This window comes from Streptomyces sp. NPDC041108 (genome assembly GCF_055592645.1).
The window spans coordinates 112,964-133,180 of record NZ_JBVIYK010000010.1; the positions used below are offsets into that span (position 1 = coordinate 112,964).

Below are 20,217 nucleotides of genomic sequence, written 5' to 3' on the forward strand. Positions count from 1 at the left end.
TACGGCGCCGGGGTGCCGTAACGCTTCAGCGCTTGCGGCGGCGGCCACGTCCCCCCCGGGCCGGCGCGGGCACGGCGGCCGCTTCGGGGGTACCCGGGCGGTCGGCCGAGACGACCAGGGCGGCCAGTGCGGTGGTCACCGGCACCGAAGCCACCAGGCCGATCGAGCCGACGAGCGTGCGCACGATCTCCTCGGCGACGAGCTCGCTGTTGGCGACCGTACCGACACTGCTCTGCGCGATCGAGAAGAGCAGCAGCAGGGGCAGCGCGGCACCGGCGTAGGCGAGGACGAGGGTGTTGACCACCGAAGCGATGTGGTCCCTGCCGATCCGGATGCCGGCGCGGTACAGCCCCCGCCAGCCCATCGCCGGATTGGCCTCGTGCAGTTCCCAGACCGCCGAGGTCTGGGTGACCGTCACGTCGTCGAGCACGCCGAGCGAGCCGATGATGACGCCCGCGAGCAGCAGGCCGCTCATGTCGATCGTCGGGTACAGCCCATGGATCAGACCGGTGTTGTCGTCGGTGTTGCCGGTCAGATAGGCCCAGTCGATGAACCCCGAACCCAGCAGGCCGATCAGCAACAGCGAGATCAGGGTGCCGATCACCGCCACGGATGTCCGGGCCGAGAGCCCGTGGCACATGTAGAGGGCGATCAGCATGATGGCGCTGGCCCCGACGACCGCCACCACCAGCGGGTTCGAGCCCTGCAGGATGGCCGGCAGGATGAAGAGAGTCAGCACCATGAAGCTGATGGCCAGCGCCACCAGGGCCATGACACCGCGCATCCGGCCCACCACGACGACGGCGAGGGCGAAGATCCCGGCGAGCAGCGCCATCGGGAGCTTCCGGTTCACGTCGGTGACCGAGTACTGCAGGTCCTTGGGCGCGGCGGGCTCGTACGCGACCACGACCTCCTGGCCCTGCTCCAACTGCCGTGACTGGTCCGGCTGCACGATCTCCGTGAACGTACGGCCCTTGTCGTCGCCCGTGTCGACGCGGACCGTGGCCTTCCTGCAGGTGCCGCTGGCCTGCTGCTGGGCGGACGACCCCTCGGCGGTGGAGGTGTCGCCGGTCGGGGAATCGCCCGAGGCGTTCACCGACGAGCAGTCGACCTCGTCGACCTTCGTGACGGTGGCCTGCTGCGTCTGCCGGTCGAAGCCCACGCCGGTGCGCTCGTGCGCGGGGGCGCCGCCGGGCCAGAGGACGACGAGGCCCACGACGACCGCGGTCGCGAAGGGGATCAGCACCGCCGCGATGACCTTGCGCAGGTGCTGCGAAACGGGAGCGGCCGGGCCGTGACTGTGGGAGTGGCCGTGGCCGCCGGAGGACGGGCCGTGGCCGTGCCCATCGCCGGGCCCCTGGCCGCCGCCGGAGCCGCGACCGCCCCCCGGGCCGTAGCCGTGGCCGCCGTCGGATCCATGCCCATGACCGTTTCCGGGGCCATGGCCGTGGGGCGGCTCGGGGGGCGGAGGCGGAGGCTGCTGCGTCGTGGTCACCGACCGATCATCGCAAGAACGAGCGGTGCCCACTGTTCACCGCGCCACATCTGCCGCTAGCGTGGAGGCACCTTTGCACACGCGGGAGCTCGGAGCACCGGGCTGAGAGGGCGCTGACCTCCGCAGACGCGATGTTTCACGTGGAACATCGCCGGGCGGAAATCGCTGCGTCGACCGCTGAACCTGTTACCGGGTAATGCCGGCGTAGGGAGTAGGTCTCATGACCATCGAGGACACACGCACGCCTGCCTCCAACCAGACGGACGCGACATCCGTCAGCCGGACGGACGGGGCATCCGCGTCGCCCGAGGGCGAAGAAACCGTGAGTCAACAGCCCTTGGAGGCCGGGAAGTCCATCGGCTGGCACAAGGCGTACATCGAGGGCTCTCGCCCCGATCTGCGGGTGCCGGTCCGCCAGGTGCACCTGACCAACGGGCAGTCCGTCACCCTGTACGACACCTCCGGCCCGTACACCGATCCGGCGGTGGAGACCGACGTGCGGCGGGGACTGCTCCCCGTGCGCGAGAACTGGATCATCTCCCGGGGAGACACCGAGGAGTACGCGGGCCGACCCGTGCGCCCCGAGGACGACGGGATCAAGCACACCTCGCCACGTGGCGGACTGCGCAACCTCGACGCGGTGTTCCCGGGGCGGCCACGTCAGCCACGCCGGAGCCGCGACGGCCGGGCGGTGACCCAGCTCGCGTACGCACGGCGCGGGGAGATCACCCCCGAGATGGAGTACGTGGCCGTACGGGAGAACGTCTCGCCCGAGGTCGTCCGTGAGGAGATCGCCGCGGGCAGGGCCGTACTGCCCGCCAACGTGAACCACCCGGAGATCGAGCCGATGATCATCGGCAAGCGGTTCCTGGTGAAGGTCAACGCCAACATCGGCAACTCCGCGGTCACCTCCTCCATCGAGGAGGAGGTCGAGAAGATGACCTGGGCGACCCGCTGGGGCGCGGACACGGTCATGGACCTGTCCACGGGCCGGAACATCCACACCACCCGCGAGTGGGTGCTGCGCAACTCCCCCGTCCCCATCGGCACCGTGCCGCTCTACCAGGCGCTGGAGAAGGTCGACGGCAGGGCCGAGGAGCTGACCTGGGAGATCTACAAGGACACGGTCATCGAACAGGCCGAGCAGGGCGTCGACTACATGACGGTCCACGCGGGCGTGCGCCTGGCGTATGTACCGCTCACCGCGAACCGCAAGACCGGCATCGTCTCGCGCGGCGGCTCGATCATGGCGGCCTGGTGCCTGGCCCACCACAAGGAGTCGTTCCTCTACGAGAACTTCGCGGAACTGTGCGAGATCCTCGCCGCCTACGACGTGACGTACTCGCTCGGCGACGGCCTGCGGCCGGGGTCCATCGCGGACGCCAACGACGAGGCGCAGTTCGCGGAGTTGCGCACGCTCGGGGAACTCAACACGATCGCCAAGAGTTTCCACGTACAGACGATGATCGAGGGCCCGGGACATGTCCCGATGCACAAGATCAAGGAGAACATCGATCTGCAGCAGGAGATCTGCGATGAGGCTCCGTTCTATACGCTCGGTCCGCTGACCACGGACGTCGCCCCGGCGTACGACCACATCACCTCGGGCATCGGTGCCGCTATGATCGCCTGGTGGGGCACCGCGATGCTCTGCTACGTCACCCCCAAGGAGCACCTGGGGCTGCCTGACCGTGACGACGTGAAGACCGGCGTCATCACCTACAAGATCGCGGCTCATGCGGCGGACCTGGCCAAGGGACACCCGGGTGCACAGGCGTGGGACGACGCGTTGTCGGACGCCCGCTTTGAGTTCCGCTGGGAGGACCAGTTCAACCTGGCGCTCGATCCCGACACGGCTCGTGCGTTCCACGACGAGACGCTCCCGGCGGAGCCGGCCAAGACGGCCCACTTCTGCTCCATGTGCGGGCCGAAGTTCTGCTCGATGAAGATCAGCCGCAGCATCACGGAGCGGTTCGGTGGCGCGGCGGCCGAGGGAGCCTCCCAGGAGGAGATCGCCGAGGGGATGCTCCAGAAGTCCAAGGAGTTCGCGCAGGGCGGGAACCGGGTGTATCTGCCGCTGGCGGAGTGAGATCCGGCGTGCGATGCCCCGGCGCTCCGGGGCATCGCACCCTTGCGGACTGCGGCAGGTCTGCCCTCCCGTGCCTTCGGCGGGCAGACTGCCTCCATGACAGCGAGAGCACTGAGCAAGGGTGCCAACCTTCCCGTCGATTCCTCCTCGGTACATGTCGAGCTGACGTGGTCCGAAGGCCCCGGCGTACCCGATGTCGACGCCTCGGCACTGCTGCTCACCGGTGTCGGACGCGTTCGTGACGACGGTGACTTCGTCTTCTACAACCAGCCTCGGCACGCGTCGAACGCTGTGGCTCATCGTGGGAAGCAGAGTGCCGGCGGTGTCCTGACCGACACGGTCGAGGTGGACCTGCGTGCGCTCGAACCCGTGGTCGAGCGGGTCCTGCTGTGTGCGTCGGCCGACGGCGGAACGTTCGGACAGGTGCCCGGACTGACCCTGCGGCTCTGGGACGCGGGGACACGCACCGAGATCGCGCGGTTCGCCATGGAGGCGGGGACGGAGACCGCGTTCATCGGCGGCGAGCTGTATCTGCGGGCGGGGCAGTGGAAGTTCCGCGCGGTCGGCCAGGGTTATGCCTCCGGGCTTGCGGGGCTGGCTTCCGATTTCGGCATCACCGTCGACGACGCGCCCTCGGACTCGTCCGTTCCCTCGCCGACTTCCGCGCCCCCTGTCCCGGCCACGGCACCGGCTGTTCCGGCCACGGCACCGGCTGTTCCGGCCGCCGCGCCACCTCTTGCAGCACCGGCACCAACACCGGCACCGGGACCGCCACCAGCACCAGCGCCGGCAGGCCCGCGTCTCGACAAGGACGAGGAACGGTTGCCCGTCGACATGCGCAAGCGTCTGTCGCTGCGCAAGGAGCAGGTGGCCGTCAGCCTCAGAAAGCATGGTGCGGAGGGAGTCACCGCCCGCGTCGTTCTGGTCCTGGATGCCTCCGGATCCATGTCCTTCCTCTACTCCAAGGGCATCGTCGCCGATGTCGTGGAGCGCATGGCAGCGGTTGCCGCGCAGCTGGACGACGACGGTCAGATGCAGGCCTGGACCTTCGCTTCGAACGCGGCGCGGCTGCCCGACCTGCGCATCGGGGATCTTCCGGCGTGGTTGCAGCTGCATGTGCGGGTAGGACAGATCAGCCTCTTCCGCCGTGGCAAGAAGCCGGGCAGAGGACTGGTGGACGGCCAGATCGACATGCGGACGGTCGGCATCCAGAACGAGGAGCAGAAGGCGATCGCCCAAGTTCGTACATACGTCCGGGAGAATCCGGCCGATGCCCCCACGTTGGTCCTGTTCTTCTCCGACGGAGGTGTCTACCGCGACGCCCTGATCGAGCGAGAGCTGCGGGATGCCGTCGAGGAGCCGATCTTCTGGCAGTTCGTGGGGCTGGGGCGGGCCAACTACGGAGTGCTGGAACGCTTCGACACGCTGCCCGGCCGTCGTGTGGACAACGTCGGCTTCTTCGCCGTGGACGACATCGGTACCGTCCCCGACCAGGAACTGTACGACCGCCTCCTGTCCGAGTTCCCGTCATGGGTGACTGCTGCCGGCCGGGCGGGCATCATCTGATCCGATGATCTCGGGCTTCTCCCGGCGCTGTCCCGGCACTCTCTCCGGCATGCGGCGGGCCTGGAGCGGATCGTGTCGATGCCGGGAACGCGTGTACTGCGGACGCGGCTCGGACCACGGCGCTCCCAGGCCGTGCAACGAGGACGCCTCCGGTCCGGTCGCCGGACAGCAGTACGCGCCGCCTGGGCGGGTGGGTGCCGTCCGGTCTGGCCCCGGCAGGTCAGGGGCGGGCGGCGACAGTCCGGGCCCTTTCGGTGTCCGGGGCGGCGGCCGGAGCGCCGGTCCTATTCGGGCTGGTGTTCCGGTCCGCCGAAGTCCGGGCTGGAGAAGTCCGGGCTGCTGAAGCTGGGGCGGGAGCGTGAGCTGCCACTGTCCGGGCTGCTGCTGAAGCTCGGGCGGTTGTAGCCGAGGTGCGGCATACGGCTGGGCGGAGCCGGCCGGTCCGGTTCGTTGAGCAGCGCCGGGCTCGGGTTGGCGAGGGCGTCGCGGAGGAACGGCAGGATGCCGCGCTCCAGAAGCGTGTCGCGCCAGGCTTCCCTGGCCCGGGCCACTTCTTCGTTCAGTTCGCTGCGGGCTCCGTCGTCCAGGAGGGCGGTGGCGTTGTTCCGCAGGGCCGTGAGCAGGAGGCCGACAGCGGCCACCAGGATGGCGGCCGCGGTGACCGCGCCGAAGACCCACCCGGTGGTGAGCAGGGTCTCGGCGATCGCCCGCTCGGGGTCGAGCGCCTTCATGACGTACCCCACGAGCAGGAAGAGCACCGCGGCGGTCCCGGCGAGGACGGGAGCGAGTACCGCGGCGATGGCACCGGCGCCCGCGCCGGCCGCCTCGGTGACCTCGCCGACGGTGGCTGCGAGGCTCACGGCGGTGCCGTCCGGTTCGCCGGTGCCGGACGCAGCCTGCTCATGGGCGGGCACGGTGGACGACGAAGGGCTGCGGAACTCGTCGCGGACCTTCACGTAGTACTGGTACTCGGTCGCCGCGGCGGCCGTGATGATCGCCGTGGCGTTGAGCGCCATGGTGCGCAGCTGTTCGGTGTTGAGCCGCTGGAGGCCGGCGGCGAATTCCGGGCGGTGTGGTGCGGAGCGCAGCACCTCGCCGAGGATCCGCTCGAACTCCTGGCGGTCCTCACTGAGCAGGTGCTGCGGAACGCTGTTCATGTGCATCCCCCGATGCTCCGTAGGGCTTGTGGCTCGGCATGCTGACGAGCCGTCGGGCAGAAACGGAGGGGAGCCTGCTACGGATAAGCCGATGGTAGAGCGGTGACGGCAGGCGGTGACAGGGGGTTTGAAGAAATTGGCCCCTGGCCGACGAAGTCTTTCCGACGTCTCACGCCTGCCCGCCGTCGGCTCAGATACGCAGCGGGAGTTCCTGGACCAGCAGCTTTCCTGCCATGGTCACGCCGCCGTCCATGGCAACGGCCAGGCCGTCCGCATAGGTGTACGGGCCGTCGACCGAGGGACCCGTGCCGTCCTCGCCGTCCTCCGAGCCGACCTCGCCCAGCAGGTAGGGGATGGGGCTGTGGCCGTGCACGATGCGGGTGCCGCCGTAGGTCTCCAGCAGCGAGCGCACCGCATCGGCGCCGCCCTCGTCGCGGAAGGAGAAGCGCCGGGTGAACTTGCGGAAGAGGTCCCAGACCTCGTCCGGGTCGTTGCGCGTGATCGTCTCGCGGACGGTGTCGTTGACGGCCTCGATGGAGTCGCCGTAGTCGCGGTAGGCGGTGGTGTCGGAGTGCACCAGGAGGTGGCCGTCGACCTCCTCCATGGCGTCCAGGCGGGCCATCCACTGGAGGTGGTGGTCCTGGAGGCGGTCCATGTCGGTCTTCTGGCCGCCGTTGAGCAGCCAGGCGGCCTGGAACGTGGCGGTGCCCGCGCCGGAGTTGACGGGGGTGTCCCCGAACCGCTTGGCGCCGAGCAGCAGCAGCTCGTGGTTGCCCATGAGGGCCTTGCAGTAGCCGCCGGCGGCGGCCGCCTCGGCGGACAGGCGCATCACGAGGTCGATGACGCCGATGCCGTCCGGGCCCCGGTCGGTGAAGTCACCGAGGAACCAGAGCCGGGCGGTGCCCGCCGACCAGTTGCCCGCGTCGTCCACGAGCCCCTTCTCGTGGAGCGCGGCGAGGAGCTCGTCGAGGTACCCGTGGACGTCGCCGACGACGAAGAGGGGGCCCGGCCGGGCGGAGGACTGCTCGGCCGGCGTGGCCTCCGGGTCGATCACGACCTGCAGCGTGTCACCCCGGTTGATCACCGGCAGGTCGCGCTGCGTCGGGGTGTACCCCTCGGGGTAACCCTCTGATTCCTCGGCGGGCCCGGAGACCTCACCCGGCTCTGTGGTCTGTCCGTACGGACCGGCCTCGTGAACGTACGCGGGCACACGGAAATCGCGCACCGTCGGCGTCCGCACCTCGGGTCCCTGACCGGCCCCCTGAGTCATCGACCCCTCCACCACCATCGCCCGCATCTGCACCGCATCGGACTGCCTGGTCGCAGCTGCCCGCCGGTGTGTGCGCCCATCATAGGAATGCGGATCGCGCCATGTGATGACCCAGGGGTGGTGAAATGGCGCAGGGCCCCAGTTCACCGCGGTTTTCTCCCGAATTGGGCGGGGCTCTCCCCGCCCAAATCCCGTTCGGATCCTCAGTTCGGGCGTCAACCCTGTTCGGGTGACCGTGGCGGACTGACCGTCGTACGCGGTGGGCGCCGCTCGGACGAGGTCCGCACGATCAGTTCCGTCGGTATCACCTGCTCCACCGGTTGGTCCGATTCGACCCCTTCGATGGCGTCGATGAGGAGCTGGACCACGGCGGTGCCGATTCTGCGCGGCTTGAGCGAGAGCGTGGTGATCGGGGGTTCCGTGGTCGCGTACACGGCGGACTCGCTGCAGCAGACGAGCAGCAGGTCGTCCGGGACGCGCAGACCGTACCGCCGGGCGGCGGCCAGCAGATCGGTGCCGTTCGGATCGAAGAGACCGTAGACCGCGTCCGGGCGGTCGGGGCGGGCCAGCAGCCGGTCGGCGGCCACGGCCCCCGCGCACGGATCGTGCGCCGGATAGGACTCGTACACCGGATCCTGGCCCACGCGCTCGCACCAGCGCAGGTATGCGGTGGTGGACAGATGCGTGTACGTGTCCGTCGTCGTGCCCGTGAGGAGTCCGATCCGGCGGGCGCCCGCGTCGGCCAGGTGGTCGAGGATGCCGAGGACGGCGGCCTCGTGGTCGTTGTCGACCCACGCGGTGACCGGCAGGGTGCCGCCCGGACGGCCGTCGGAGACCACGGGTAAGCCCTGGCGGACCAGTTCGCTGACGACCGGGTCGTGGTCGGACGGGTCGATGACCACCGTGCCGTCCAGGGCGACGTTCGACCACACGTCGTGTCGCGAGGTGGCGGGGAGGATGACCAGGGCGTAGCCCCGGGCCAGCGCGGCCGACGTGGCGGCTCGCGCCATCTCCGCGAAGTACGCGAACTCGGTGAAGGTGAAAGGTTCATCCCCGTACGTGGTCACGGTCAGGCCGATGAGGCCGGACTTGCCGGTTCTGAGGGTTCGGGCCGCCGCCGAGGGGCGGTAGCCAAGTCGGTCGGCGACCTCGCGTACATGGCGTCGGGTGGCGTCCGGGAGCCGGCCCTTGCCGTTGAGGGCGTCGGAAACGGTCGTGATGGACACTCCGGCGGCGGCGGCCACGTCCCGGATGCCCGCCCGGCCCGACCGGCTGCCTCGGCGGGGAGTTTCCGCGCGGCTCACCTGGTGCTTCCCTGCTGCTGTCATGGCGAGCCGATAGTAGGGCTCATGCGGTGGGGTAGTGCGGACGCATATGCAGTCGTTGACAGGCACGTTTCTGCATGGTCGTTTGGGGGTAAATTCCTTTTATTGCAAGGGAGTTGAACGATCCAATGCCAGTACGTGACTTGTCGACGCGCATGGGCCTGCCAAGTAGCTCATGTCTCGAAGAGGTCTCAACTCACCTGCACGGGTGATGCGCGCTACGGCGTGAGCCACCGGCGCGTGCGCTCGGAAGCAGTGCGCCCCCCATTTCGTACACCTTCGTGCGGTGATGCCCGTGGGGCGGGTGGGGCGACAGGGACGTGGAGACCGGGCACACGCGGTTGTCCACGGGCCATTCGCAGCGGCGCCGAATCCTCATAGGGTGAGAAGCATTACGTCGACGAGGAGGACTGCGGTGAGCGAGACGAGCCCCAAGCTGCGAGCCGAGCTGGAGGGTATCCCCACCTACAAGCCCGGCAAGCCGGCCGCGGCGGGCGGCCCGGTGGCGTACAAGCTGTCCTCCAACGAGAACCCCTATCCGCCGCTGCCCGGCGTGCTGGAGACCGTGACGGGGTCGGCCGCGTCCTTCAACCGGTACCCGGACATGGCGTGCACGGGGCTCGTGAGCGAACTCGCGGACCGCTTCGGTGTGCCGGTCACGGACCTGGCGACGGGCACCGGCTCGGTCGGCGTCGCCCAGCAGCTGCTGCAGGCGACCTCGGGGCCGGGCGACGAGGTGATCTACGCCTGGCGTTCGTTCGAGGCGTACCCGATCATCACGCAGATCAGCGGGGCCACGTCCGTACAGGTGCCGCTGACGCCGGGCGACGTGCACGACCTGGACGCGATGGCGGACGCGATCACCGACCGGACCCGGCTGATTTTCGTCTGCAACCCGAACAACCCGACGGGTACGGCGGTCCGTCGTGCCGAACTGGAGCGCTTCCTCGACCGGGTGCCCGGCGATGTGCTGGTGGTGCTGGACGAGGCGTACCGGGAGTTCGTCAGGGATGTCGAGGTACCGGACGGCGTCGAGTTCTACCGCGAGCGGCCGAACGTCTGTGTGCTGCGCACCTTCTCCAAGGCGTACGGCCTCGCGGGTCTCCGGGTGGGCTTCGCGATCGCTCATGAGCCGGTGGCGGCCGCCCTGCGTAAGACGGCCGTGCCGTTCGGTGTGAGCCAGCTCGCACAGGACGCCGCGGTCGCCTCGCTGCGCGCGGAGGACGAGCTGATCGGCCGGGTCGGCTCGCTGGTCTGCGAGCGGAAGCGGGTCGTCGAGGCGCTGCGCGGCCAGGGGTGGACGGTGCCGGAGACCCAGGCCAACTTCGTGTGGCTGCGACTGGGGGAGCGCACGGTCGCGTTCGCCGGTGCGTGCGAGCAGGCGGGTGTCGTCGTACGGCCCTTCCCGGGGGAGGGTGTGCGCGTGACGATCGGCGAGACCGAGGCGAACGACATCTTCCTGAAGGTGACGGAGGAGTTCCGCAAGGAGCTCTGACGGTCCAGAAGCTTCTGACCAGGGGGTTCGGAGATTCTTCTCCGGACCCCCTGCTTATGGGGACCCCCGCTCCCGCCTCGAACGGGCATGCGTCATACTTGCTTGTGAATGTGAATGCATTCACAAGCGCGGTTCCGGTTGTCCTGAGATGTACGTGACAGGCGGGACGGCTGCGGCAGTGCCACGGTTCGGAAGGAGAAGACGTGGACCTCGCTCTGGCGCCGGAGACCCTGGCGCGCTGGCAGTTCGGTATCACGACCGTCTACCACTTCCTCTTCGTCCCCCTCACGATCTCGCTCGCCGCGCTCACCGCCGGCCTGCAGACCGCCTGGGTGCGCTCGGGGAACGAGAAGTACCTCAAGGCCACCAAGTTCTGGGGCAAGCTCTTCCTGATCAACATCGCGATGGGTGTCGTCACCGGCATCGTGCAGGAGTTCCAGTTCGGCATGAACTGGTCGGACTACTCCCGCTTCGTCGGCGATGTCTTCGGGGCCCCGCTCGCCTTCGAGGCGCTGATCGCCTTCTTCTTCGAGTCCACCTTCATCGGCCTGTGGATCTTCGGCTGGGACAAGCTGCCGCAGAAGATCCATCTGGCCTGCATCTGGATGGTCTCCATCGGCACGATCCTGTCGGCTTACTTCATCCTCGCGGCCAACTCCTGGATGCAGCACCCCGTCGGCTACCGGATCAACGAGGCCAAGGGCCGGGCCGAGCTGACCGACTTCTGGCTCGTCCTGACCCAGAACACCACCCTCACCCAGGTCTTCCACACCCTCTCGGCGGCCTTCCTCGCCGGTGGTGCCTTCATGGTCGGCATCGCCGCCTTCCATCTGGCCCGCAAGAAGCACATCCCGGTGATGAAGACCTCACTGCGACTCGGCCTGGTCACCGTGGTGATCGCCGGCATGCTCACCGCGATCAGCGGCGACCTGCTCGGAAAGGTCATGTTCAAGCAGCAGCCGATGAAGATGGCCGCCGCCGAGGCCCTGTGGGACGGCGAGGCGCCCGCGCCCTTCTCCGTCTTCGCCTACGGCGACGTCGACGAGGGACACAACAAGGTCGCCATCGAGATCCCCGGACTGCTGTCCTTCCTCGCCAACGACGACTTCGACTCGTACGTCCCCGGCATCAACGACGTCAACAAGTCCGAGCAGGAGAAGTTCGGGCCCGGCGACTACCGGCCCAACATCCCCGTCGCCTACTGGGGCTTCCGCTGGATGATCGGCTTCGGCATGGCGTCCGTCGCGATCGGCGCGGTCGGCCTCTGGCTCACCCGCCGGAAGTTCCTGCTGCCTCAGCACCTGCGGGTCGGCGACGACGAGGTCCCCCATCTGGTGCTGCAGCCGGGCAAGGCACTCGGCCCGACCCTCACCAAGTGGTACTGGCGCATCGCGGTCCTGACCCTGGGCTTCCCGCTGATCGCCAGCTCCTGGGGCTGGATCTTCACCGAGATGGGGCGCCAGCCGTGGGTCGTCTACGGCGTGCTGCGCACCGAGGACGCAGTCTCCCCCGGTGTCTCCCAGGGCGAGATCATCACCTCGATGCTCGTCTTCACGGCCCTGTACGCCGTCCTCGCCGTCGTCGAGGTGAAGCTGCTCGTGAAGTACGTCAAGGCGGGGCCGCCGGAGCTGACGGAGGCCGACCTCAACCCGCCCACGAAGATCGGCGGCGACTCCCGTGACGCCGACAAGCCGATGGCCTTCTCGTACTAGGCCGCACCGGGCCAAGGGAGCACAGTCATGGAACTTCACGACGTCTGGTTCGTCCTCATCGCCGTCCTGTGGATCGGCTACTTCTTCCTGGAGGGCTTCGACTTCGGGGTCGGTGTCCTCACCAAACTGCTGGCCCGCAACCGTCCGGAGAAGCGGGTCCTCATCAACACCATCGGGCCCGTCTGGGACGGCAACGAGGTATGGCTGCTGTCGGCGGGCGGCGCGACCTTCGCTGCCTTTCCCGAGTGGTACGCCACCCTGTTCTCCGGCTTCTACCTCCCGCTTCTGCTCATCCTGGTCTGCCTGATCGTCCGCGGTGTCGCCTTCGAGTACCGGGTGAAGCGGCCCGAGGAGAACTGGCAGCGCAACTGGGAGACGGCGATCTTCTGGACCTCGCTGCTCCCGGCGTTCCTGTGGGGTGTGGCCTTCGCCAACATCGTGCGTGGCGTGAAGATCGACCGGGACTTCGAGTACGTGGGTGGTCTCACCGACCTGCTGAACCCCTACGCCCTGCTGGGCGGTCTCGTCACACTGACGCTGTTCACCTTCCACGGAACGGTGTTCGTCGGCCTCAAGACCGTGGGGGAGATCCGGGAACGGGCACGGAAACTGGCGCTGCGCGTCGGAGTCGTGACGGCAGGGCTCGCGCTGGTCTTCCTGCTCTGGACCCAGATCGAAAAGGGCGACGGTGTGTCTCTGGTCGCGGCGGCCGTGGCAGTCGCGGCACTTCTGACCGCGCTGGCGGCGGTGCGAGCCGGACGTGAGGGCTGGGCCTTCGCCCTGTCGGGGGTCACGATTGTGGCTGCCGTGGCGATGCTCTTCCTGACGCTCTTCCCGAACGTCATGCCGTCCTCGCTGAACTCGGCCTGGAGCCTCACGGTCACCAACGCCTCGTCCAGCCCGTACACCCTGAAGATCATGACGTGGTGTGCGGCCATCGCCACACCGGTCGTGATGCTCTACCAGGGGTGGACGTACTGGGTGTTCCGCAAGCGGATCGGTACGCAGCACATCGCCGAGTCGGCGCACTGAGTTTGCGCACCGAGTCGGGGTGTCCCGATTCACGGTCGGGGGTGTGTTCGGTGATGTTTCACGTGAAACACACCCCCTTCGGGCTGAAGGGGCATGTTTCACGTGAAACATGCCTGCGAAGAAGAGGGTGTTTCACGTGAAACCGATCGACCCACGACTGCTGCGGTACGCGCGCGCCACCCGCGGGTTCCTGATGGTGGTCGTCGGCCTGGGTGTCGTCGGGGCGGCGCTGGTCATCGCGCAGGCCATGCTCATCGCGGAAGTGGTGGTCGGCGCCTTCCAGCAGGGGATGTCGGTCAGTGCACTCCGCACTCCCTTGCTGCTCCTGGCGTCGGTCGCGCTGGGGCGGGCCCTGGTCTCCTGGCTCACCGAGCTGGCGGCTCATCGTGCGAGTGCGGCGGTGAAGTCGGAGCTGCGAGGGCGGCTGCTGGAGCGCTCCACCGCGCTGGGGCCCGGCTGGCTGAGTGGGCAGCGCACCGGCTCCCTGGTCGCCCTCGCCACCCGGGGCGTCGACGCGCTCGACGACTACTTCTCGCGCTATCTCCCCCAGCTGGGCCTCGCCGTCGTCGTGCCCGTCGCGGTGCTGGCGCGGATCGTCACCGAGGACTGGGTGTCGGCGGCGATCATCGTCGGCACTCTGCCGCTGATCCCGGTCTTCATGGTGCTCATCGGCTGGGCCACCCGTGCACAGATGGACCGCCAGTGGCGGCTGCTGTCACAGCTGTCGGGCCACTTCCTGGACGTCGTCGCCGGGCTGCCGACACTGAAGGTGTTCGGTCGGGCCAAGGCCCAGGCCGAGTCGATCAAACGGATCACCGGCGAGTACCGGCAGGCGACCATGCGGACGCTGCGGATCGCCTTCCTGTCGTCCTTCGCCCTGGAACTGCTCGCGACGATCTCGGTCGCGCTGGTCGCGGTCACCATCGGCATGCGGCTCGTGCACGGCGAGATGGACCTCTACATCGGGCTGGTCGTCCTGGTGCTGGCCCCCGAGGCGTATCTGCCGGTCCGGCAGGTGGGTGCCCAGTTCCACGCGGCGGCCGAGGGGCTCGCGGCCGCGGAGGAGATCTTCGAGGTCCTGGAGACGCCGGTGCCGTCGTCCGGGACCGGGGCGGTGCCGCCCGCCGGTGATCTCCACTTCGACGGGGTGACCGTCCGCTACCCCGAGCGGCCGTACGACGCCGTCTCGGACGTGTCCTTCACCGTGGGCTCAGGTGAGACGGTGGCCCTCGTCGGGCCGAGTGGCGCGGGCAAGTCGACGCTGCTGAACGTGCTTCTGGGGTTCACGCAGGTCGCGGCGGGCGAGGTGCGGGTCGGGGGGACCGACCTCTCCTCGCTCGACCTGGACGCATGGCGTTCACGGATCGCCTGGGTGCCGCAGCGGCCGCATCTGTTCGCCGGGTCGATCGCCGAGAACGTACGGCTGGCCCGTCCTGACGCCGACGACGCGGCCGTACGGCGGGCGCTCGGTGATGCGGGGGCGCTGGGGTTCGTGGACGCGCTGCCCGCCGGGGCCGGGACTGTCCTCGGTGAGGACGGCGCCGGTCTCTCCGCCGGACAGCGCCAGCGGCTCGCTCTCGCCCGTGCGTTCCTCGCCGACCGGCCCGTGCTGCTGCTCGACGAACCGACGGCCTCGCTGGACGGAGAGACCGAGGCCGAGGTCGTGGAGGCGGTACGGCGGCTTTCGGTGGGACGGACCGTGTTGTTGGTGGTCCACCGGCCGGCGCTGCTGGAGGTGGCGGACCGCGTGGTGCGGCTGGAGGGGCGGGCGGTGGAGAGGTCGTCGGAATCCGGCCTCTCCGGTGCCGCGGTCGTGGCTGCCGTCGGTGCGGGGGCGGGCGCGAAAGCGGCCGCCGAGCGTGACTCCCTGGATGCGGCGGGGACAGGCGTAGGACCGAGGGCCGGAGCCGGGGCTGAGGCAGGGGTCGGGACAGATGGGAGCGTGGTGGCTCGCTCCGGTGTGACGTCCGCCGCTTCCCGGCCGTCCGTGCTCGGCCGTGTCCGCGCCATGGCCGGGCCGCGCCGTGGCCGGCTCGCCATGGCCCTGTTGCTGGGCAGCCTCGCGCTGGGCAGTGCCGTGGGTCTGATGGCGACGTCGGGGTGGCTGATCTCACGGGCCTCTCAGCAGCCTCCGGTGCTGTATCTGATGGTCGCGGTGACGGCGACGCGGGCGTTCGGCATCGGACGGGCGGTGTTCCGGTACGCGGAGCGGCTGGTCTCGCACGACACCGTGCTGCGGATGCTGGCCGACACCAGGGTGGCCGTCTACCGCCGGCTGGAGCGGCTGGCGCCCGCCGGGCTGCGGACGACCCGGCGGGGCGACCTGCTCTCGCGACTGGTCGCGGATGTGGACGCCCTGCAGGACTACTGGGTGCGCTGGCTGCTTCCGGCGGGGGCCGCCGCGGCGGTCTCCGCGGCGTCGGTCGGGTTCACGGCCTGGCTGCTGCCCGAGGCCGGAGCCGCACTCGCCGTCGGGCTGCTCGCAGCCGGGGCCGGGGTGCCCCTCGTCACGGGGGCCGTGGCCAGGCGGGCGGAGAACCGGCTGGCGCCGGCCCGCGGGGTCCTCGCCACCCGTGTGGCCGATCTGCTCACCGGCACCGCCGAGTTGACGGTCGCGGGTGCCCTGCCGGCGCGCACGGCCGGGGCACGGAAGGCCGACCAGGTGCTCACCCGGATCGCGTCCCGCGCCGCCACCGCCACCGCGCTCGGCGACGGTCTCACCGCGCTCGTCTCCGGTCTCACCGTCGCCGTCACCGCGTTTCTCGGGGCACAGGCCGTCTCCGCCGGGCGATTGAGCGGTGTGGCCATGGCCGTCGTCGTGCTCACCCCGCTGGCCTCGTTCGAGGCGGTGCTGGGGATGCCGTCGGCCGTGCAGTTCCGCCAGCGGGTGCGCAGGAGCGCGGAGCGGGTGTACGAGGTGCTGGACGCCCCCGAACCCGTACGCGAACCGGTGGAGCCGGCCGGGGCGCCGGTGTCGCCGTTCCCCCTGCGGCTGGCAGGGCTCGGCGCGCGGTACGCCGGGCAGGACCGTGACGCGCTCGCCGGCCTGGATCTCACCCTGGAGCAAGGGCGCAGGGTCGCCGTGGTCGGTGTCTCGGGAGCCGGCAAGACCACGCTCGCACAGGTACTGCTGCGGTTCCTGGACGCGCGGGAAGGGACGTACACGCTGGGTGGTGTGGACGCGCACGCGCTCGAAGGGGACGCCGTACGGCGGTTCGTGGGGCTGTGCGCCCAGGACGCGCACCTCTTCGACAGCTCGGTGCGGGAGAACCTGCTGCTCGCTCGGAAGGACGCGGGTGAGGCGGAGCTGCGGGACGCGCTCGCCCGGGCGCGGCTGCTCGACTGGGTCGATGGTCTGCCGGACGGGCTGGACACCCTCACCGGTGAACACGGGGCGCGGCTGTCGGGCGGTCAGCGTCAGCGACTCGCCCTCGCCCGCGCGCTGTTGGCCGACTTCCCCGTCCTCGTCCTCGACGAGCCCGCGGAACACCTGGACCTGCCGACCGCCGACGCGCTCACCGCGGACCTCCTGGCCGCGACCGAGGGCCGGACGACTGTCCTGATCACCCATCGGCTGGCCGGACTGGAGGCCGTGGACGAGGTCGTCGTGCTGGCGGAAGGGAGCGTCGTGCAACGCGGGTCCTACGCGGAACTGGTCACGGTGGAGGGGCCCTTGCGGGCGATGGCCGAACGGGAGGCCGCGGGAGAGCTGTTGGCGCTGGTCTGAGCGCGTCGCCGAAGTCCTGGCCACCGCCGCGAGGACTGTGGGGGCGGTGGATCTGCCCGGCCTGCCACGGGCGCCGGGACCGTTCGCTGGCCTCCGTGCTGAACGCGCCGCAGCCGGGCCCCTGTTCGGCCCAGCTCCTTGACCCGTCCGGGGCACCGTTTCCCCCAGGCGTACGACTCGAACGGGACTGCGGCGCCGGGTCGGGTCACGATCGCTGACATGCGCTTCTCTCGTCGGAACCCGCTGTTCACCGTGGTGCTGCTGTGCGCGGCGGCGGTTCTCCAGGCCGGGCCGACGGCGGCCGACAGCGACGGCGGCGAGGCCGCGGGCTCACCCGGAGAGGCAGGGACCAGTGCCCGAGTGGCGCGGCTGTTCGACGAGGCGGCGGTGGCGACACAGCGGTACGAGGCGGGGCGACGGACCGCGGCGGCCCAGAGGACGAAGGCGCGGCGGCTGGAGAAGCTGCTCGCGCGGGAGCGGAAGAACATCGCGGTGCAGAACGCCGATCTCGGCCGGATCGCGCGCGCCCAGTACCGGGAGGGAGGCGGCGTGCCGTACACCGCGCAGATGCTGCTCGCGGAGAACCCGGAGGAGTTGATGCGCGGCCGACGGGCCGTCTGGCAGGCCGATCTGGCGGTCAACAACGCCGTGAGCAGGAATCGTCGCGCGGAGGCGAGGCTCGCCCGGGACGAGGCGAAGGCTGCTGCGGCGTGGCGGGCGCTGGAGGAGTGGAGGACCGGGCTCGCCGAGATCAAACAGGCGATCCACCAGAAGCTCGAGGAGGCCCGGTGGACGCTTCAGGGAGAGGCCGACGCGGCGGTCGCGGCCGGTGCCTGCCGGGGAGCGGTCCGGCTCGACCAGCCGGACCGCGGGCCTGCGAGCGCGTGGGTCACGCCCGTGGACCGGTACGAACTCTCCGCGGGGTACGGCAGGGGTGGTGAGCGCTGGGTCAGTCAGCACACCGGGCAGGACTTCGCGGTGCCGATCGGCACGCCCGTGCGGGCCGTCGGGGAGGGACGGGTGGTCAAGGTCTCGTGCGGGGGCGCCTTCGGCATCCAGATCGTGGTCGAGCACGCGGACGGCTACTACACGCAGTACGCGCATCTTGCCGCCGTCACCGTCGACCAGGGCGATCGGGTGACGGCGGGCCAGTGGATCGGGCAGTCGGGCACCACTGGCAACTCCACCGGGCCCCACCTGCACTTCGAGGTACGCGTCACCCCGGAGCTGGGGTCGGGCGTGGACCCCGCGCCGTGGCTGCGGGACCACGGGGTGGAGTTGTAGCCGACCGCCGACCGCCGACCGCCGACCGCCGCGGGCGCCAGGCGGGGCGGCGGTCGGCCGGGGCGTGACGGCCGTGGGTATGGAGTGGGGCGGGGTGGTCGTCGAACTACAGGCGTCCCGCCAGCAGTCGTTCGATGACGACCGCCACCCCGTCCTCGTTGTTCGCCACGGTCCTGCCCGAGGCCGCGGCGAGGACGTCCGGGTGCGCGTTGCCCATGGCGTACGACCGGCCGGCCCAGGTGAGCATCTCGACGTCGTTCGGCATGTCGCCGAAGGCGACGACCTCCTCGTGGGAGATGCCGCGCTCGGCGCAGCACAGGGCGAGGGTGCTGGCCTTGGAGACGCCGGGCCCGCTGATCTCCAGCAGCGCGCTCGGGCTGGAGCGGGTGATGGTGGCACGGTCGCCGACAGCGATGCGGGCGGTGGCGAGGAAGTCGTCGGGGTCGATCGACGGGTGGTACGCGAGGATCTTCAGTACCGGTTCGTCGTCGGCCACACCCCCCGGGGCCAGCAGTTTCTCCGCGGGCGCGAGAATGTCGGGGATCTCCATGTGGAGCTTCGGATACTCGGGCTCCTGATTGAAGCCGAACGTCTGCTCTACCGCATAGACCGTGCCCGGCGCGGCCTCGCGCAGCAGCCGGACGGCGTCGAGCGCGTTCTCCCTCGCCAGCTCGCGGACCTTCACGAAGCGGTGGGCGCCGGGGCCGCCGTGCAGGTCGACCACCGCGGCGCCGTTTCCGCAGATCGCCAGGCCGTGGCCGTGCACGTGTTCGCTGACGACGTCCATCCAGCGGGCGGGTCGGCCGGTCACGAAGAAGACCTCGACGCCTGCCTCCTCCGCGGCCGCGAGGGCGGCGACGGTGCGGGGGGAGACCGACTTGTCGTCACGGAGCAGGGTGCCGTCGAGATCCGTGGCTATCAGCCGGAGCGGGACGGTCGGGGCCGGGGTCTCGGGCTGTCGCGTCGCTGAGGTCACGGGCCCCATTGTCGCGCATATGCGCGCACGGTCGTGCGGGCGGTCGCACAGGTGAGTGATCGCCGGTCCGGACCGCCCGCTGCCCATGCTGTTGCGGCAGCCCTCGGCGGGCCGCTACGAGTGGTCGCGACCGGTAGGGCACCCGTCCTCCGCGACCGCTGCGTGCCGCTCTCAGGCCAGCTGCGCCGGAGCCTCCATGGCGATCCGCTCGAAGACCTTCTCGTCCGCGGCGAAGTCCGAGTCCGGGATCGGCCAGTGGACCACGATGTCCGTGATGCCCAGTTCCGCGTGGCGGCCCGCGAAGTCCACGAACGCGTCCAGTGACTCCAGCGGCCTGCCGCGGTCCGGGGTGAAGCCCGTGAGGAGGATCTTGTCGAGCCGGACGGCGTCCCGGCCGAGCGAGGCGGCCGTGTCGGCCAGCTTCTCGATCTGGCCGCGAATGGCCTGGACCGACTGCTCGGGGGTGCCCGACTCGAACAGCTTCGGGTCTCCGGTGGTCACCCACGCCTGCCCGTACCGTGCGGCCAGCCGCATGCCGCGCGGGCCGTTGGCGGCCACCGCGAAGGGCAGCCGGGGGCGCTGGACGCAGCCGGGGATGTTGCGGGCCTCGTGGGCGGAGTAGTGGTCGCCCTCGTAGGAGACGGAGTCCTCGGTGAGCAGGCGGTCGAGCAGTGGGATGAACTCGGCCAGACGGTCGGCGCGCTCACGCGGTGTCCACGGCTCCTGCCCGAGCGCGGTGGCGTCGAAGCCGGTGCCGCCCGCACCGACGCCGAGGGTGATCCGGCCGCCCGAGATGTCGTCGAGGGAGATCAGTTCCTTGGCGAGGGTCACCGGGTGCCGGAAGTTCGGCGAGGACACGAGCGTGCCGAGGCGGATACGTTCGGTGACGGCGGCTGCCGCGGTGAGGGTGGGCACGGCGCCGAACCAGGGCCCGTCCCGGAAGGTGCGCCACGACAGGTGGTCGTAGGTGAACGCCGTGTGGAACCCGAGTTGCTCGGCCCGCTGCCAGTTGTCGCGGCCTCCCTCGTGCCAGCGGAGGTGCGGGAGGATCACGGTGCTCAGGCGCAGACTCATGCGACGAGCCTAAGG

General features: G+C 70.1%; 13 protein-coding genes. 7 read left to right on the plus strand and 6 right to left on the minus strand.

Annotation, left to right across the window (positions count from 1 at the left end; all coding sequences use genetic code 11):
* Positions 1-25: 25 nt before the first annotated feature.
* Positions 26-1,495 (minus strand): YibE/F family protein, encoded by a 1,470-nt coding sequence (locus ACZ6BB_RS26860; RefSeq protein WP_471617720.1) that lies wholly within the window; start codon positions 1,493-1,495, stop codon positions 26-28.
* A gap of 220 nt (positions 1,496-1,715) precedes the next feature.
* Between ACZ6BB_RS26860 and thiC the strand changes: the two genes are divergently transcribed.
* Together thiC and ACZ6BB_RS26870 are read left to right on the plus strand one after the other, a co-directional pair.
* Positions 1,716-3,584, plus strand: coding sequence for a phosphomethylpyrimidine synthase ThiC (thiC, locus tag ACZ6BB_RS26865; protein WP_471617721.1), 1,869 nt, complete (start codon positions 1,716-1,718; stop codon positions 3,582-3,584).
* 96 nt (positions 3,585-3,680) lie between these two features.
* A complete protein-coding gene (locus ACZ6BB_RS26870; RefSeq protein ID WP_471617722.1) occupies positions 3,681-5,150 on the plus strand; it encodes a VWA domain-containing protein in 1,470 nt (489 codons plus the stop codon).
* A 284-nt stretch (positions 5,151-5,434) separates the two neighbouring features.
* Here the strand turns inward: ACZ6BB_RS26870 and ACZ6BB_RS26875 are convergent, their stop codons facing one another.
* The 3 genes from ACZ6BB_RS26875 to ACZ6BB_RS26885 all read right to left on the minus strand — a co-directional run bounded on the left by ACZ6BB_RS26875 (position 5,435) and on the right by ACZ6BB_RS26885 (position 8,905).
* Positions 5,435-6,313 carry a hypothetical protein gene (locus ACZ6BB_RS26875; RefSeq protein WP_471617723.1) on the minus strand — a complete coding sequence of 293 codons (879 nt, stop codon included), beginning with the start codon at positions 6,311-6,313 and terminating at the stop codon, positions 5,435-5,437.
* Between the two features lie 184 nt (positions 6,314-6,497).
* Complete coding sequence (locus tag ACZ6BB_RS26880; protein WP_471617867.1) at positions 6,498-7,592, minus strand: metallophosphoesterase family protein; 1,095 nt, start codon at positions 7,590-7,592, stop codon at positions 6,498-6,500.
* A 200-nt stretch (positions 7,593-7,792) separates the two neighbouring features.
* On the minus strand, positions 7,793-8,905 hold the full coding sequence (locus tag ACZ6BB_RS26885; RefSeq protein WP_471617724.1) for a LacI family DNA-binding transcriptional regulator: 1,113 nt from the start codon (positions 8,903-8,905) through the stop codon (positions 7,793-7,795).
* A 412-nt stretch (positions 8,906-9,317) separates the two neighbouring features.
* On the opposite strand from ACZ6BB_RS26885, the gene hisC reads away from it, so the two are divergent.
* The 5 genes from hisC (at position 9,318) to ACZ6BB_RS26910 (ending at position 18,152) form a co-directional block, all read left to right on the plus strand.
* Entirely contained in the window at positions 9,318-10,397 is a 1,080-nt protein-coding gene (gene hisC / locus ACZ6BB_RS26890) for a histidinol-phosphate transaminase (RefSeq protein ID WP_471617725.1), read from the plus strand.
* Positions 10,398-10,600: 203 nt separating this feature from the next.
* Positions 10,601-12,109, plus strand: coding sequence for a cytochrome ubiquinol oxidase subunit I (locus ACZ6BB_RS26895; protein WP_471617726.1), 1,509 nt, complete (start codon positions 10,601-10,603; stop codon positions 12,107-12,109).
* Positions 12,110-12,136: 27 nt separating this feature from the next.
* Positions 12,137-13,141: a cytochrome d ubiquinol oxidase subunit II gene (gene cydB / locus ACZ6BB_RS26900; protein ID WP_471617727.1), complete on the plus strand. Its 1,005-nt coding sequence runs from the start codon at positions 12,137-12,139 to the stop codon at positions 13,139-13,141.
* A 136-nt stretch (positions 13,142-13,277) separates the two neighbouring features.
* The gene (cydD, locus tag ACZ6BB_RS26905) at positions 13,278-16,868 is read left to right on the plus strand and encodes a thiol reductant ABC exporter subunit CydD (RefSeq protein ID WP_471617728.1); all 3,591 of its coding nucleotides are present in this window, start codon (positions 13,278-13,280) and stop codon (positions 16,866-16,868) included.
* A 219-nt stretch (positions 16,869-17,087) separates the two neighbouring features.
* Entirely contained in the window at positions 17,088-18,152 is a 1,065-nt protein-coding gene (locus ACZ6BB_RS26910; protein WP_471617729.1) for a peptidoglycan DD-metalloendopeptidase family protein, read from the plus strand.
* A gap of 106 nt (positions 18,153-18,258) precedes the next feature.
* Here the strand turns inward: ACZ6BB_RS26910 and ACZ6BB_RS26915 are convergent, their stop codons facing one another.
* Positions 18,259-19,128, minus strand: coding sequence for an HAD family hydrolase (locus tag ACZ6BB_RS26915; protein WP_471617730.1), 870 nt, complete (start codon positions 19,126-19,128; stop codon positions 18,259-18,261).
* Between the two features lie 171 nt (positions 19,129-19,299).
* Positions 19,300-20,202, minus strand: a complete 903-nt coding sequence (locus tag ACZ6BB_RS26920; RefSeq protein ID WP_471617731.1) for an LLM class flavin-dependent oxidoreductase — start codon at positions 20,200-20,202, stop codon at positions 19,300-19,302.
* Positions 20,203-20,217: the final 15 nt, after the last annotated feature.

Bases quoted from the DNA above. Each gene is read 5' to 3' on its own strand.
- thiC (WP_471617721.1), top strand. From the start codon at position 1,716: ATGACCATCGAGGACACACGCACGCCTGCCTCCAACCAGACGGACGCG.
- ACZ6BB_RS26870 (WP_471617722.1), top strand. From the start codon at position 3,681: ATGACAGCGAGAGCACTGAGCAAGGGTGCCAACCTTCCCGTCGATTCC.
- ACZ6BB_RS26875 (WP_471617723.1), bottom strand. From the start codon at position 6,313: ATGCACATGAACAGCGTTCCGCAGCACCTGCTCAGTGAGGACCGCCAG.
- ACZ6BB_RS26885 (WP_471617724.1), bottom strand. From the start codon at position 8,905: ATGACAGCAGCAGGGAAGCACCAGGTGAGCCGCGCGGAAACTCCCCGC.
- cydB (WP_471617727.1), top strand. From the start codon at position 12,137: ATGGAACTTCACGACGTCTGGTTCGTCCTCATCGCCGTCCTGTGGATC.
- ACZ6BB_RS26910 (WP_471617729.1), top strand. From the start codon at position 17,088: ATGCGCTTCTCTCGTCGGAACCCGCTGTTCACCGTGGTGCTGCTGTGC.
- ACZ6BB_RS26920 (WP_471617731.1), bottom strand. From the start codon at position 20,202: ATGAGTCTGCGCCTGAGCACCGTGATCCTCCCGCACCTCCGCTGGCAC.